This is a genomic window from Streptomyces rubiginosohelvolus (assembly GCF_014649875.1).
GTDB lineage: Bacteria > Actinomycetota > Actinomycetes > Streptomycetales > Streptomycetaceae > Streptomyces > Streptomyces rubiginosohelvolus.
The window spans coordinates 1-13,686 of the sequence record NZ_BMTW01000006.1; the positions used below are offsets into that span (position 1 = coordinate 1).

A 13,686-nucleotide genomic window follows, 5' to 3' on the forward strand; every position below is an offset into this window, starting at 1 on the left:
TCGGCCAGCCGGACCCGCCACACCCGTGACCGCGGACTGCTGTCCAGAAGCTTGCTCCGCTCGGGGACGCCCACGGTCGAGCGCAACGCCTCGTCGAACGGAAGCCGGTTCAGCATGCGGACGAGCCTAGCCACGGCTCCGTGCGAAGGGGAGAGCCGTGACCTGGCCGGCAATTCCTCCGAGCCGCCGCTCGCCGCTCGGCGCTCAGGCCTCGGGGGCTGGTGCACCCGGACCGGATGCGGGCGGTCGAGAAGCCCCGCCCAGCGCCCGGCGCAGCACCGCGATCTGTTCGCGGGCCGCCCGGCGCGGCAGCGTGAGGTGGGGGAGCACTCCGTCGAAGCCGTGGAACGCGCCCGGCCACAGATGGAACTCGGTGGACACCCCCGCCTCGATCAGACGCAGCGCGTACCGCGCGCACTCGTCGCGGAAGACCTCCAGCTCCCCGACGTCGACGTACGTCGGCGGGAGCCCCGACAGAGCGGTGGCGCGGGCGGGCGCGGCGTACGGAGGGACCTCGTCGCTCCCCGCGAGCGGGCCGAGCAGGGCCGCCCAGCCGTAGAGGTTGTTGGCGCGCGGCCAGGTGACGGCCTCGGCGAACTCCCGGCTGGAACCGGTGGTGTTGCGGTCGTCCAGCATCGGGCAGAGCAGGAACTGGAAGATCAGGCCGGGGCCGCCGCTGTCCCGGGCCAGCAGGGCCGTGGCGGCCGCCAGTCCGCCGCCCGCGCTGATCCCGCCGATCGCCAGCCGCCCGGGGTCGAGCCGCAGAGGCTCCGCTTGGTCCGCCGCCCACCGCAGGGCCCGGTAGCAGTCCTCCACGGGGGCGGGATAGGGGTGTTCGGGCGCCAGCCGGTAGTCCACCGAGATCACGGCGCAGTCGGCCTCCGAGGCGTACGCGGAGACCCGGGCGTCGTCCATCTCGGGGGAGCCCAGCACCATGCCCCCGCCGTGCAGCCAGACCAGGCAGGGCAGTGCGCGGGCGCCCGCGGCCCGCGGCCGGTAGGTCCGGACCCGGAGCGGGGTGGGGCCCGGCAGCCACCGGTCGGTCACCACGACGCCCGGAACGGGCGGGGCGGCGGGCCGTGCGGCGCGCTCGGCCCGTAGCGCGGCCAGTTCCTCGTACGGCAGGCCGTCGAGAACGGTGGGCGGCGGCGGGTCGGCCGCGAGCGCGGCCGCCATCTCGGGGTCCAGGTTGGGGTGGTGGGACATGGGAGGGGCCGGCCTTCCTAGGTGCGACGGCGGTTTCGGAGTCCCGTGGCGTGGGGTACGCGCGGGGGTGCGCCGGGACAGCCGTCCGGCGCACCCCCGCACTCCCGTGTCAGCCCCGGGCCACGCAGATCGAGCCCTTCAGGCGCTCGCCCGCCTCGTAGACCATGTACGGCACACCCCGGTCCGTACCGAAGCTGGGCGCGGCGGCCCGGCCGTTCTCCGGTGCGGCGTTGCTCGAATCGTAAAAGAGGCCGAGGTGGTTGCGGCGGGAGAAGTCGTTGCCGACCTCGGTGATCAGCATGTTCCCGCCGGTGTCCTTGCCGGTGTGGTAGACGACGTACGTGGTGTTGTTACGGGTCAGCAGGTGTGCGCCGCTGATGTTGTTCGCGCCGACGTCGGAGTGCCGGATCAACGGCTGTTGTGCGAACGTCCAGTCGCGGCCGTCCTTGGACCAGCCCCAGCCGATGTCACGGCGGTTTGACTGGTTGTTGACCATGAAGAGCATCACGTAACGGGCGTCGCGCGCGGGCAGGTTGTGCCGGAACACCCGTGCGTAGGAGGTCTCGCTGGTGCCGGCCGGAAGCATGTCCTTGGTGAGTACGGTCTTGTCGTACGTGAAGGTGATGCCGTCCTTGGAGCGGGCGAGGCGGGTGGTGTGGTTCTCGCCGTGGAAGTACAGCCAGAGCTCCTTGACGTCCTCGTTCCACAGCACGTGCGGTGAGGAGACATGGCTGACCTTGTAGTGCGGCTGCCAGTTGTTGGAGACGATCGGGTTCGCCGGGTACTCCGTGAACGGGCCCTCCAGCGAGTTCCCGTAGGCCAGGCAGATGCCGCCGGGGGCGTCGTGCGGGGCGTAGTAGAGGTAGTAGCGGCCCAAGGGGTTGGCCAGCCGGTCGTAGACGCCCCGGATGCACGGGAAGATGATCTCGCCCGTCGGGTTGTACTTCAGCTGCGAGGGCGTCAGGAGCGGCTTGAGGTGCTTGTAGTCCGGGAAGCCGCCCGGTGCCGCGGCTGCCGGGCTCGCCGTCGCTCCGGTGGCGGCCAGTCCGGCGGTCGCCGCGATCCCGGCGACCGTCCCGCGCAGGAAGAACCGGCGGCTCGGCTGCCCCGCGTCGGGCGTGAGGGGTGAGTCCTGGTGCTGTGTCATGTCGTTCTCCGTCCCGAGAAGTGATGGATCACAGATAGGTGGCGGCGGTGACGCAGAAGCCGCCGAGCGCGACGGCCCAGACGTACGGCAGGGTCCGCAGCATCACCTGCTGCGGGGTCACCCCGGCGTACTGCGCGCTCCACACGGTCTGGGTGCTGGTGGGGTCCGACACCCCGAAGACCTGGTTGTACGAGGTGGCGAGCCCCAGCACCGCGACGGCCGGGTAGATGCCCGCCGCGATGAGGACCCCGGCGATGCCCGCGCCGAGACCGAAGACATTGAGCGGACCTCGGTACAGGCAGAGCGGCACGAGCAGCGTGAACACCAGCACGAACAGCACCGGGTTCTGCGGGCTGACCGCCTTGACCAGCGGCTCCAACGACTCCACCGCGCCCGGCAGTTTGACCGCCGCGAGCAGGATGCCGATCGCGATGAACAGAACCATCGGGGCCGCCGCGACCTCGAACGCCCCGTACAGGGTGCGCAGCAGCCGCTTGTTCATCTCGCGCGGCCGGGTGGTGGTCAGCAGCGCGTACAGCACGCCGGCCAGCATCGACGGCAGGATCGCCACCTCGAAGCCGAGGGCCAGCACCAGCGGCACGACCGGGGTGAGCAGCGCGTACCACGGGGCGTCGCCCAGCTGCTCGCGGCGTGAAACAGGCCTCGCCGAGGCCGACTTGAGCGACCAGGCGTGCTCCACCCCCCGGCGCCGCGTCTCGACGAGGACGAACAGCACGGCGGCGGCCAGGGCGAACGGGAACAGCTTCAGCATGAAGCCGCGCACCGTCGGGATGGGCAGTTCCAGCGCCGTGGAGAAGAACTGCCAGATCGGCAGCTCGAAGGGCATGCCGGCGGCGATGCCCATCAGGATCGTTCCGGCCGCGGTGACCTTGGGGATGCCGACGGCGATCATGGCGGGGATGCCGATGATCCCGGCGAGCATCGCCGCGGGGGCCGAGCCGGTGACCGTACCGACCAGCGTGGAGACCGCGAGGACGCCGAGGGCGACCACCACCGGCCGGTCCCCGCCGAACTCGACGATCTTGCGGACCAGGGTGCCCGCGATACCGGTCTCGTCCAGCAGCTTGCCCAGCCAGGAGCCGAGCAGGATGGCGACCATCGTGGCGGCGAGCGCCGGGGCGCCCTCCTGGAGGACCGTGTCCAGAACGCTGTTCTCGCCGGTCAGCGGTGCGCCCGCGATGAAGGCGATGGCGACGGCCAGCAGGACGAGCGCGAAGCCGGTGGGGAGTTTGCGGGTGAGCATCGCGGCGACACCGGCCGCCATGACAAGAAGGATGACGACGCCCATGGCGTTACTTCTCTCTTCCGTGCGGGGATCCGTGCGCGGACCCGTGCTGCGGCTCGGCCGCGGTGGCCAGCGCCGCCGTCAGCAGGAGGGGGCTGCGGCCGAGGCCGCAGACCGTGCGGGCGTGGGCATGGGCGGCGATCTCGTCGGCGCCCGCGACATGGCCGTACAGGGTGTGCCGTCCGGCGCGCAGCACGACGTGGCCCAGGGCGCGCTTGAGGTCCTTCTTCCGTGGCCCGTGGTGCAGTTGCTCGTGCACCGCCTCGTGGGCGATGGCGGCGGCCCGTACCGACCCTGCCGGGTACCAGTGCCGCCAGCCGAGCAGGTCGATCAGCTCGTCGGCGAGCGCCAGCGTGTCGGTGAACAGCTCGACGGTCGGGACCGGCCGCGAGGTGTAGCGGGCCAGCAGCCCCTTCGCCAGGCCCCCGTCGCTCTCCACGATCCGCGCTGTGGCGGCGACCGGCTCCAGCCCCGCCCCGAACGCGTCGGCCGTCGCGGCCCAGTGGCGCAGCAGCGCCGGATCGCGCCGCTCGTGCGTGGGCGTGTTCCGCAGCAGCCGTACGCCGAACTCGACGTCGTCCGCGGCCTCCAGCTCCGCGATCGCGGCCCGTGCCGCCCGGTCCAGCAGGGCGGCCGTCACGACCGGACCTCCACCACGGCGACGACCGGCTCGTCGGCCGCCCGCGACCGCAGCTCGCTGCGGGCCAGCGCCAGCAGCGGGTCCGGATCGAGGACCCCCGACAGATCGGCGATCCGCGAGCCGAGCAGCAGCCGCAGCGCCGGGGCCCGCACCCCGCCGTCCCCGTACGACGTGGCCTCCTTCACGAGGCCCGCCAGCACCTCCGGGGCCCGCCCCACCGTGGTCGTCTCGACCCGGGCGTCCGGGGCGTGCAGCCGTACGACGCCGTCCGCGTCCACCACCCGCACCGGGTGCCGGTCCGCGCGGAAGCGGCGGCGCACCTCGGTGCCGTACACCGTGTGGGCGGGGGTGCCCGCGAGGACCCGCACGGACGCCGGGTCGGTGCGCAGGCTCGTCGCGGCGGCCCGCAGCCGGTCCGCCTCGTCCGCCCGGTGGGCGCGGTCCTGGGTGCGCAGCTCGGTGGCACCGGTCGCGACGGCCCGTACGGTGCTGGTCTGCGGGTCGACGGTGACCTCCACCTCCACCCCGTCGGCGGCGGCCCCCTGGGCGATGACGGCCGCCTCGGCCTCCGCCCGTACGGCGAGGATCTGCTCCTGGCCGGCGCCCGGGATGATCCGCTCGACCTGCTCCCGGATCAGCGCGAGGGCCACCCCGATGGGGCTGATCACCTCGTTGTGCCGGGCGATGCGCCCTTCCTGGCCGGTGACCGCCGCCAGATGCGGGGTGACCGAGGCGGCCCCTCCGCCGCCCCCGACGAGCACCGCGGTGTCCTTGTCCAGGCGGTAGTCGCGCATCATCGTCTCGACCACCGACTTCACCTGGTCGGTGCCCGCGTCCAGCAGCTTCGTCGCCGCCGTGGCGACATCGGTGCCGAGCGCGGCGGCCAGCGGGGCGAGCGCGGCCCGCGCCACCTCCTGGTCGCAGCGGGCGAAGTCGCCCTCCGGAACCCGCCCGAGCGCGTTCGCCGCGCAGGTCATGGTGATCGCGAACCGGCCGCCCGCCGCGTCCAGCACCGCGTAGTCCGCCGGGTCGTCGGCCATCGGCCGGATCGTGGTCACCTTCGCGTCCCGCAGGTCCTCCGCGCTCGCGAAACAGGCGTACGGCAGGCCCGCGATGTGCGCGCTGCGCGGCCCGACGCCGACGACCTTGCCGCCGTCGATCCGGACCATCGAACCGCCGCCGACTCCGACCGTCCGCACGTCGAGCGCCGAGAGGTACGACGTCCTGCCCAGCATCGTCGCGTGCCGTACGGCGACCTTGCCGCGCCGGACGACACTGATGTCCGTGGACGTGCCGCCGGTCTCCAGGAACAGGCCCTCGCTGATGCGCTCCTGCATCAGCGCCCCGGCGACGCCCGCCGCCGGACCCGACAGCACCGTCAGCAGCGGTCTGCGCCGCATCTCGTCCAGCGACATCACCCCGCCGTCGCAGCGCATCACCATCAGCGGCGCGCTCACGCCCGCCTTGGTGATCGAGGCGTCGACCAGGTCGGCGGTGGCGAGCATCCGCGGCAGGATCGCCGCGTTCACCACGGCCGTCCGGGTCCGCTTGTGGAGCCCGTACAGCGAGGTGATGTCGTGGGCGGCCGTGGTCGGCAGCCCACGTTCCCGGGCGACCGCCGCGACCGCCTCCTCACCCTCGGGGCGGTCGACGCTGAACGGCTGGCTGGCGACGACGACTTCGGCCCCCTCGCGGACGACCTCGTCGAGCGCGGCGCGTACGGCGGGGGCGTCGTCCGCGTCGGTGACATGGGCGTAGGCGAGCGGCAGCCGCTTGCCCGGGGTCAGCTCCAGCTTGCGGAAGGCGGCCAGCCGGCGGGTCAGTGTGGCGCCCGGACCGGTGCCGATGCCGATCAGTCCGACGGTGGCCACATCGCCCTCCAGCAGGGCGTTGGTAGCCTGGGTGGTCCCGTGGGCGAGGAACGTCACGTCCTCGGGCGTGTGACCGGTCTGCTCCAGCAGCCGGTCGAGAGCTTCGACGATGCCGTGGGCGACACCGTCCTCGTGGTGGTGGCTGGTGGGTACCTTCACCTGCCCCAGCAGTCGCAGGGTCGTGGCGTCTACGGCCACGGCGTCGGTGAAGGTCCCGCCCACGTCGATGCCGACGCGGATGCGGTGGGTGTTCATGGCTGGGCACCTCCTTGTGCGGGTGGGCAGGGCGAGGGCGGCAGGACCGGGCGTCGGCAGACGCCGTGGGTCCTGGGCCGGGCGGGTACAGGTGGAGCTGCGCCCGCCCGGCGCTCCGCGACCGCCCCTGGGGGCCGTGCGGTGGAACAGGTCGTGCGGATGAAGCAGGCCGGGGCGTCCCCGGTCAGTAGCCGCGTACGTCCGGCCAGTGGCGCTGGATGCCGTCGCGCTCCAGCAGCCGGGCGAACACCTCGAACCGCTTGTCCTCGGCCTGCACCCGGTGCGGCTCGACGTTCTCGGCGACACAGTGGGCGGCCAGGGCGCCGGCGACCTCGCCGATGTTCCACTCCACCGGGTGGAGCCGGTAGCAGCCGTTGGTGATGTGCGTGGTGCCGATGTTCTTGCCCGCGGGCAGCAGGTTGCGGACCCGGCGGGGGATGAGCGCGCCGAGCGGGATCTCGAACGGCACCGAGCCGATGTCGATGTAGTTGTCGCCGCCGGTCGACGGGTGCAGATCGATGCGGTAGTTGCCGACGCCGACCGAGTCCCGGTGGCGGGTGCCGCCGTACGGGCCGACGATGTCGATCGACACGTCGTGCTCGGTGACCGTGGTGACGGCCTTGATCCGCCGCGACTCCCGGACGTACGGGGCCTTCGCCAGGCCGTCCGCCGTGCCGGTCACGTCCGGCCGCAGTCGCAGCCCCGGGAAGCCCTGGCCCCCGTCGGCCCGGGGGGCCTCGGTCTGGAGCCAGTACAGGACCGACAGCGACAGCTGGCGCGCCCCGTGCAGCGCGGCGGCCGCAGTCTCCTCGCCGTCGCCGATCAGCGGCTTCAACCAGTAGTCGTTCAGGGGCCAGTTGACCAGGGTGATGTCCGAGTCGAACGCGCCGGGCCGGTGCAGCTTGCGGGCCAGGATGCGGCGGAAGCCGAACAGCTCCTTGTCGCCCGCGTCGGCGGACTGGTCGGCGCTGACGTCCAGCGGGTCCAGCTCCGGGTTCGGCACGAAGGTGCGCGGGACCGCCTCCAGGCTGCGCGGGTCCGGAGCGAGGAAGCCGAGCAGCGGACCGGGCCAGAACTCCGGCTGGTAGGCGCGCCAGAAGTCGTAGTCGGCCGGGCGCTCGATGGTGTGGTCCTCGCCCTCGTGGTGCGAGAGCGCGAAACACACCGTGATGCCCTGCTGGTTGAGGGGCTGTGCCTCCTCGGGGGCGTGCGGCTCGTCGAATTCGCTCCGCGCCTCCGCGCCGATCACATGCTCCACCCCGGCGAGTTCGAGGAGTTCGCCGGTCTCGGTGGCGTCGATGACGTAACGGGCGCTGATCGTCAGGCGGTTGCCGCTGCGTGTGTCGGTGAGCGTGACGGACCGTACGGTGTCGTCGTCGCCCGCCTCAGCGGCCACCGGGCGGTGCTCGGTGAGCAGCGTGAGCAGTCCGGCGGAGCGGTACGGGGCGATCATCGCCTCCATCACCGCGAGCGCGACGCGCGGCTCGTGGCACAGCTTGCTGACGCGGCCCGCACCCGGATTGAGGGTGCGCAGGGCCAGCGCCTCGGAACGCAGCGGGTACCACTGGCGGTAGTAGTCGCGGATGGACTCGCGCAGGGTGCGGTACGAGGCGGTGGTGCCGAACTCCTCGACCCACGGGTGCTCGTCCGGCGGGACCGCCTGCGAGGTGAGCTGGCCGCCGATCCAGTCCGTCTCCTCGGTGAGGACGACGGTGCGCCCCGCCCGGCAGGCGGCGATGGCGGCGGCGACCCCGCCGAGTCCGCCGCCCACGATGAGGATGTCGGGTTCGGGTATCACGGTTCTCCTTGAAGTGCTGGACTTACGTGGTGCGGTGACATGCCCTCAGATTCGGAGGTCAGTACCGGACGGGGGCCGGGCCCGCCGTGGAACCGGGCCGGAAGGTGCAGGCGACCAGGGGTTCGGCCGCCGCCTCCCCGGAGACCAGCGCGGCGAGCATGCGGACGGCCGCCGCCCCCAACTGGGGCCGGGGGATGTCGAATCCGGTGGGAACGGGCTCCTCGGCCAGGTCCGGCGGCGGGCTGCCGAGCAGCGCCAGCGAGGCGTCGCGCGGGCAGTCGATCCCGACGAAGTGCGCGGCCCCGTGCAGGGCGCGCCAGGCGTCCCCGGTGTCCGTCTCCTCCGCGACGAACGCGGTGACGCCCTCGTCGAGCCAGCCGCGCAGCCGCTCCGCGGTCAGCTCCCGCTCGGGGTCGGCGGAGCGGAAGACGGCGGCGGGACCGCCGGGCAGCCCCGCCTCCTCCAGGCCCTTGAGGAAGCCGTGTTCACGGTCGGTGGAGGCGGGCGCCTCGTCGTCCTCCCGGACCAGCACGATGCGGCGGTGGCCGAGCGCCGCGAGATGGGCGACGACCTCCTGGCTCGCGCTGATGTAGTCCGCGCCGACCCAGGCGAGCCCCTCCAACTCGTCCCTGCGGCCCAGGTGGACCACCGGGAAGCCGTCGGCGACCAGCCGCCGCAGCTCCTCGGCCGGCGCGTGCCGCCCGAGGAAGAGGCAGCCGTCGGCGAGCCGGACGCGGGCCAGGGCGTTCGGCCCGGCCGCCCCCGCGCCGCCCGTGCTGGAGCCGGTGAAGAGCACCAGGTCGTAGCCGCGGGCCGCGGCCTCCTGCTCGACGCCGACCAGGAACGGGTAGTACGAGTGCTGCACATCGGTCGGGAACGTGGACGTGAAGCTGAAGACCCCCAGCAGGTTGTTCCGCGCGGCCGCCAGCCGGCTGGCCGCCGGATCGGGGACGTAACCGAGCGCCCGCACCGCGTCGAGCACCTTGCGGCGCGTCTCCTCGGAGATCGTCGCGCCCTGCTTCCGGGCCCCGAGCACCAGCGAGACAGTGGCCTGCGAGACCCCCGCGAGCCGGGCGACCTCTGCCTGCCGCGGCCGGGACGTACGGCCCGCGGGGGCGGGCGCGCGGCCCGGCCTGGCCCGCTTCCTGGGTTCTTCCACGGTGTTCCTCCGGATCACTAATGCGTATTAGTAATGCGCATTAGTGAGTCACTGTGGACCCTTGCCCCACCCCGGTCAAGGGATCGCACAAGACTTCTTCCGGCCCTTCTGCCGTCAGGGCGGTACAGCACACGATCGGGTGGAACCCGGGCGCGCCCATGAGTTTCGTGCGGGCGGGCACCGTGCCCGACGCGATCATGCGGCGGTGATCTCAACGATTCGGACGGCACACCGTCCCCACTCCCTGGTCCCGGCCGGGATCGCCGCACTCGCCTTACTCACGATCCTGCCCGCGGTCCCCGCCACCGCCGCACCGGCCCAGGACCCCGCCGCCCCGGCCGCGTTCCGCGTCACCACCCCCGCCGAACGCAGGACCGCCGCCCGCCTCGACGCGCTGCGGGACGATCCCGCCCGGCTCAAGGCCTTCTTCGCGGCACTGCCCAAGGGCGGCGACCTCCACAACCACCTCTCGGGCGCGGTCACCACCGAGTACCTGATCCGGCTCGCGGGCGAGAACGGCCTGTGCATCGACGCCACCGACACCGCCGTGCGCCCGCCCTGCGGACCGGGCACCCGGCCGGCCGCCGACGCCCGCACGGACGCCGAGTTCCGGCAGCGGATCGTCCGCGCCTGGTCCATGCAGGACTTCCCCGCCGACCAGTCGGGCCACGACCACTTCTTCGACACCTTCGGCAAGTTCGGCGAGGCGACCCGCGACCGCGGCAAGATGCTCGCCGACGTCGCCGACACCGTCGTGGAGCAGAACCAGTTCTACCTGGAAACCCTGGTCACCCCCGCATCGGACGCCGCGAAGAAGCTCGCCGAATCCGTGGGCTACGACGCCGACCTCGCCGCCCTCCACCGGAAGCTGGTCGCCGGCGGAAAGCTCGACGGGGTCGTCGACGAGGCCGTGCGCGAGGCGGACGCCGCCGACGCCCAGTTCCGGGAGACGGCGCACTGCGACACCGGCCGCCCCGACCCCGGCTGCCGTCTGCCCGTCCGGTGGATCTCCCAGGTCTCCCGCGGCAGTTCGAACGAGCGCGTGTTCACGCAGATGGCCGTCGGTATGCGCCTCGCCGAGCGCGACCCGCGGTTCGTCGCCGTCAACCTCGTCCAGCCGGAGGACGGCGAGAGCGCCCTGCGCAACTACCGCCTCCAGATGCGGATGCTCCAGTACCTGCGCACCCAGTACCCGGACGCCCGCCTCACCCTGCACGCCGGTGAGCTGACCCCCGGCCTGGTCAAGCCCGAGGACCTGACGTTCCACATCCGCGAGGCCGTCCAGGTCGCCGGAGCCGAACGCATCGGCCACGGCGTCGACCTGGTCCACGAGGACGACTGGCAGCAGCTGGCCCGGACGATGGCCCGGCGCGGTGTCGCCGTCGAGGTGCCGTTCAGCAGCAACAAGCAGATCCTGGGCGTGGCGGGCGACGACCACCCGTTCAACGCCTACCGCCGCTACGGCGTCCCGGTGGTCCTCGCCACCGACGACCCCGGCGTCTCACGCATCGACATCAGCCACGAGTACCAGTACGCCCGCGCCACCTACGGCCTGAGCTACACCGAGCTGAAGGACCTGGCGCGCGCCTCGCTGGAGCACGCCTTCCTCGACGGCGACAGCCTCTGGGCCTCCGGCTCCGCGCGCACCGGCTACCGTCCGGTCCGCGCCTGCGCCGGATCGCAGCCGGGCGTGGCCCCGCCCGCACCGGCCTGCGCCCGTCATCTCGCGGACAACGCGAAGGCGGCCACCGAGTGGCGCCAGGAAGCCGCGTTCGCCGGATTCGAACGCCGCCAGGGCGGAGCGCGCTGAGCCCTCGCCACCGCTGAGACGCCGAGGGCGGGGCCCGCACGGCCCCGCCCTCGGCCATGACGCGCGACGCACGCGGCCCGGGGCTAGGCTCGCACCATGGCAGAGAGCGGAGAGGAACAGACCCCCGGACCGCCCCCGGACCGGGGAACGGCCGACGTCGACCACGCACGGCTCACCGCGATCGTCGACGACTGGGCCACCGCGATCGTCGCCAACGACGCCGACCGGATCGGCTCCTTCATGGCCGACGAGTGGGTCATCGTCTCCGAGTCCGGCATCGCGGACCGGGAGGAGTTCCTCGGCTACGTACGGTCCGGCGCCCTGACCCATTCGGCCATGGAAGCCGTCGCCCCACCGAGGGTCCGGGTCCACGGGGACACCGCCGTCGTCACCGCGCGCATCACCAACACCGCCCACTACGGCGGTCAGCGCTTCGACGCCGACGAATGGACCACCGACGTGTTCGTGCGGCGTGACGGGCACTGGCGGTGCGTGCTCAGCCACATCACCCCCGCGGCCCCGCCCGCCGGTTCATGACCCCTGCGCCCCGGAGCGGGAAGCGCCTCGGCTACCCGGCCGCCGCGGCCGTCTTCGCCATCGGCATGGCGGGCACCACGCTGCCCACCCCGCTCTACGGCCTCTACCGGGAACAGCTCGGCTTCTCCGAGCTGATGGTGACGGTGGTCTTCGCCGTCTACGCCCTCGGAGTCATCGCCACCCTGCTGCTCGCCGGGAACGTGTCCGACGAGGCGGGGCGGCGGCCGGTCCTCCTCGCCGCACTGGGCTTCTCGGCCGCCAGCGCCCTCTGCTTCCTCTTCGAGGGCGGGCTCCCCGCCCTGTTCGCAGGCCGGCTCCTCTCCGGGTTCGCCGCCGGACTGCTCAGCGGTGCCGCGACGGTCACGGTGATGGAGCTGGCCCCGCCAGGGCGCGCCGCACGCGCCGGGCTCGCCGCGACCGCCGCGAACATGGGCGGCCTCGGCTGCGGGCCGCTCCTGTCGGGGCTGCTCGCCGAGTACGCCCCCTCGCCCCTGCGGCTCCCCTTCGTCGCGCACCTGGCACTGATCGCCGTGGCCGCCGTGCTGACCTGGTTCCTCCCCGAGACGGTCGCTTCCGCCCGGGTGAGGGGGCTACGGCTGCGGCCCCAGGGCCTGGCCGTCCCGCCCGCCATGCGCGGTGTGTTCACCACCTCGGCGCTGGCCGCCTTCGCCGGGTTCTCCCTGCTCGGCCTGTTCACGGCGGTCGCCCCCGCGTTCGTCGCCGAGACGCTCGACGTGCACAACCTGGCCCTCACCGGGCTCGTCGTCTTCTCCGTCTTCCTCGCCTCGACGGCCGGACAGGCGCTCATGGGGCGGGTCGGCGAGCGCCGGGCCCTGCCGGGCGGCTGCTTCGTCCTCGTCGCCGGACTCGTCCTGGTCGGCGCCTCGCTGCTGTTCACCTCACTGCCCCTGCTGGTCGCCGGTGCCCTGTGCGGCGGCCTGGGCCAGGGGCTGGCGTTCCGGGGTGCGGTGGCGGCGATCAGCGCGGCGGCCCCGCCCGAGCACCGGGCCGCGACCGTGTCCGCGTTCTTCGTCATCGCCTACCTGGGCATCTCCCTGCCCGTCGTCGGCGTCGGCGCCCTCACCCTCGGCATCGGACTGCGGAACGCCGGACTGACCTTCTCCGCCTGCGTTCTGGCCCTCGCCCTGGGCGTCGGCCTGTACCTGGCCCGTAGGCCTCCCGCGCCCCGGTGACGTAACGCTGCCCGGGTGGACCAAGACCTCGTCGACGTACACGAAAACCCTTGTCGTACCCGTCGATCACGGTGCGAGACTGGCCCGGTGGACACAGCGACGCGCTTGAGGCAGACGGTCATCTCCTGGGCCGCGGACGACAGCGACACGCCGACGCCCGCCGAGGCCGGGGCCGCCCGCGAGCTGGCGGCCGGTCTGGGCCTGCGCACGGTGGTGCTCGTCGAGGGTGTCAGCGACCGTGCGGCGGTCGAGGCGCTCGCCGAACGCCAGGGCCGCACCCTGACCGCCGAGGGCGTCGTGGTCGTACCGCTCGGGGGCGCCACCAGCATCACCCGTTTCCTGCGGCTCCTGGGTCGCGACGGCCTCGATGTCCGGCCCGCCGGTCTCTGCGACGCGGCGGAGCAGCGCTTCTTCCTCCAGGGCCTGGAGCGCACCGGATTCGGCAGCGGTCTCGCCCCCGGCGACCTGGAGACCGTCGGCTTCTTCACCTGCCACGCCGACCTGGAGGACGAGCTGATCCGGGCGCTCGGCACCGACGGCGTCCAGCAGGTCATCGACGACCAGGGCGACCTGCGGACCTTCCGGCTCTTCCAGCGGCAGCCCGCCCAGCGGGAGCGGCCGGTCGAGGCGCAGCTGCGGCGCTTCATGGGAACCATCGGCGGCCGCAAGGAGCACTACGCCCGCGCGCTGACCGAAGCCCTGGACCTCAGCAACCTGCCCCGGCCGCTCGACGGGCTCCTCGCCCACCTCTGACCACCGGCCCC

At 73.2% G+C, this 13,686-nt stretch carries 11 protein-coding genes; 4 read left to right on the forward strand and 7 right to left on the reverse strand.

Annotation, left to right across the window (positions count from 1 at the left end; translation table 11 throughout):
- Positions 1-204: 204 nt before the first annotated feature.
- From IE134_RS15815 to IE134_RS15845, 7 genes are all read right to left on the reverse strand, one after another.
- A complete protein-coding gene (locus tag IE134_RS15815) occupies positions 205-1,206 on the reverse strand; it encodes an alpha/beta hydrolase (protein WP_098895230.1) in 1,002 nt (333 codons plus the stop codon).
- Between the two features lie 109 nt (positions 1,207-1,315).
- Positions 1,316-2,353, reverse strand: a complete 1,038-nt coding sequence (locus IE134_RS15820) for a glycoside hydrolase family protein (protein ID WP_189430813.1) — start codon at positions 2,351-2,353, stop codon at positions 1,316-1,318.
- A 28-nt stretch (positions 2,354-2,381) separates the two neighbouring features.
- Positions 2,382-3,662 (reverse strand): TRAP transporter large permease subunit, encoded by a 1,281-nt coding sequence (locus tag IE134_RS15825; RefSeq protein WP_030717232.1) that lies wholly within the window; start codon positions 3,660-3,662, stop codon positions 2,382-2,384.
- Positions 3,663-3,666: 4 nt separating this feature from the next.
- The gene (locus IE134_RS15830; RefSeq protein ID WP_097986525.1) at positions 3,667-4,299 is read right to left on the reverse strand and encodes a hypothetical protein; all 633 of its coding nucleotides are present in this window, start codon (positions 4,297-4,299) and stop codon (positions 3,667-3,669) included.
- A complete protein-coding gene (locus IE134_RS15835; RefSeq protein ID WP_098895229.1) occupies positions 4,296-6,425 on the reverse strand; it encodes a hydantoinase/oxoprolinase family protein in 2,130 nt (709 codons plus the stop codon). Before IE134_RS15835 ends, IE134_RS15830 begins: the two co-directional genes overlap by 4 nt.
- 184 nt (positions 6,426-6,609) lie before the next feature.
- Positions 6,610-8,223 (reverse strand): FAD-dependent oxidoreductase, encoded by a 1,614-nt coding sequence (locus IE134_RS15840; RefSeq protein ID WP_030717241.1) that lies wholly within the window; start codon positions 8,221-8,223, stop codon positions 6,610-6,612.
- Positions 8,224-8,281: 58 nt separating this feature from the next.
- Entirely contained in the window at positions 8,282-9,382 is a 1,101-nt protein-coding gene (locus IE134_RS15845; RefSeq protein ID WP_189430815.1) for a LacI family DNA-binding transcriptional regulator, read from the reverse strand.
- 205 nt (positions 9,383-9,587) lie between these two features.
- Between IE134_RS15845 and IE134_RS15850 the strand changes: the two genes are divergently transcribed.
- From IE134_RS15850 to IE134_RS15865, 4 genes are all read left to right on the forward strand, one after another.
- Positions 9,588-11,192, forward strand: coding sequence for an adenosine deaminase family protein (locus IE134_RS15850; protein WP_030717248.1), 1,605 nt, complete (start codon positions 9,588-9,590; stop codon positions 11,190-11,192).
- 96 nt (positions 11,193-11,288) lie between these two features.
- Entirely contained in the window at positions 11,289-11,729 is a 441-nt protein-coding gene (locus tag IE134_RS15855) for a nuclear transport factor 2 family protein (RefSeq protein WP_030717251.1), read from the forward strand.
- Positions 11,726-12,922 (forward strand): MFS transporter, encoded by a 1,197-nt coding sequence (locus IE134_RS15860; RefSeq protein WP_030717253.1) that lies wholly within the window; start codon positions 11,726-11,728, stop codon positions 12,920-12,922. Before IE134_RS15855 ends, IE134_RS15860 begins: the two co-directional genes overlap by 4 nt.
- A gap of 87 nt (positions 12,923-13,009) precedes the next feature.
- The gene (locus IE134_RS15865; protein WP_030717256.1) at positions 13,010-13,675 is read left to right on the forward strand and encodes an ATP-dependent endonuclease; all 666 of its coding nucleotides are present in this window, start codon (positions 13,010-13,012) and stop codon (positions 13,673-13,675) included.
- The last annotated feature ends 11 nt before the right edge of the window (positions 13,676-13,686 follow it).

What these genes read in the sequence shown, in the direction of transcription:
- IE134_RS15815 (WP_098895230.1), bottom strand. Translation starts at nt 1,206, where the DNA reads ATGTCCCACCACCCCAACCTGGACCCCGAGATGGCGGCCGCGCTCGCG.
- IE134_RS15820 (WP_189430813.1), bottom strand. Translation starts at nt 2,353, where the DNA reads ATGACACAGCACCAGGACTCACCCCTCACGCCCGACGCGGGGCAGCCG.
- IE134_RS15825 (WP_030717232.1), bottom strand. Translation starts at nt 3,662, where the DNA reads ATGGGCGTCGTCATCCTTCTTGTCATGGCGGCCGGTGTCGCCGCGATG.
- IE134_RS15835 (WP_098895229.1), bottom strand. Translation starts at nt 6,425, where the DNA reads ATGAACACCCACCGCATCCGCGTCGGCATCGACGTGGGCGGGACCTTC.
- IE134_RS15855 (WP_030717251.1), top strand. Translation starts at nt 11,289, where the DNA reads ATGGCAGAGAGCGGAGAGGAACAGACCCCCGGACCGCCCCCGGACCGG.
- IE134_RS15860 (WP_030717253.1), top strand. Translation starts at nt 11,726, where the DNA reads ATGACCCCTGCGCCCCGGAGCGGGAAGCGCCTCGGCTACCCGGCCGCC.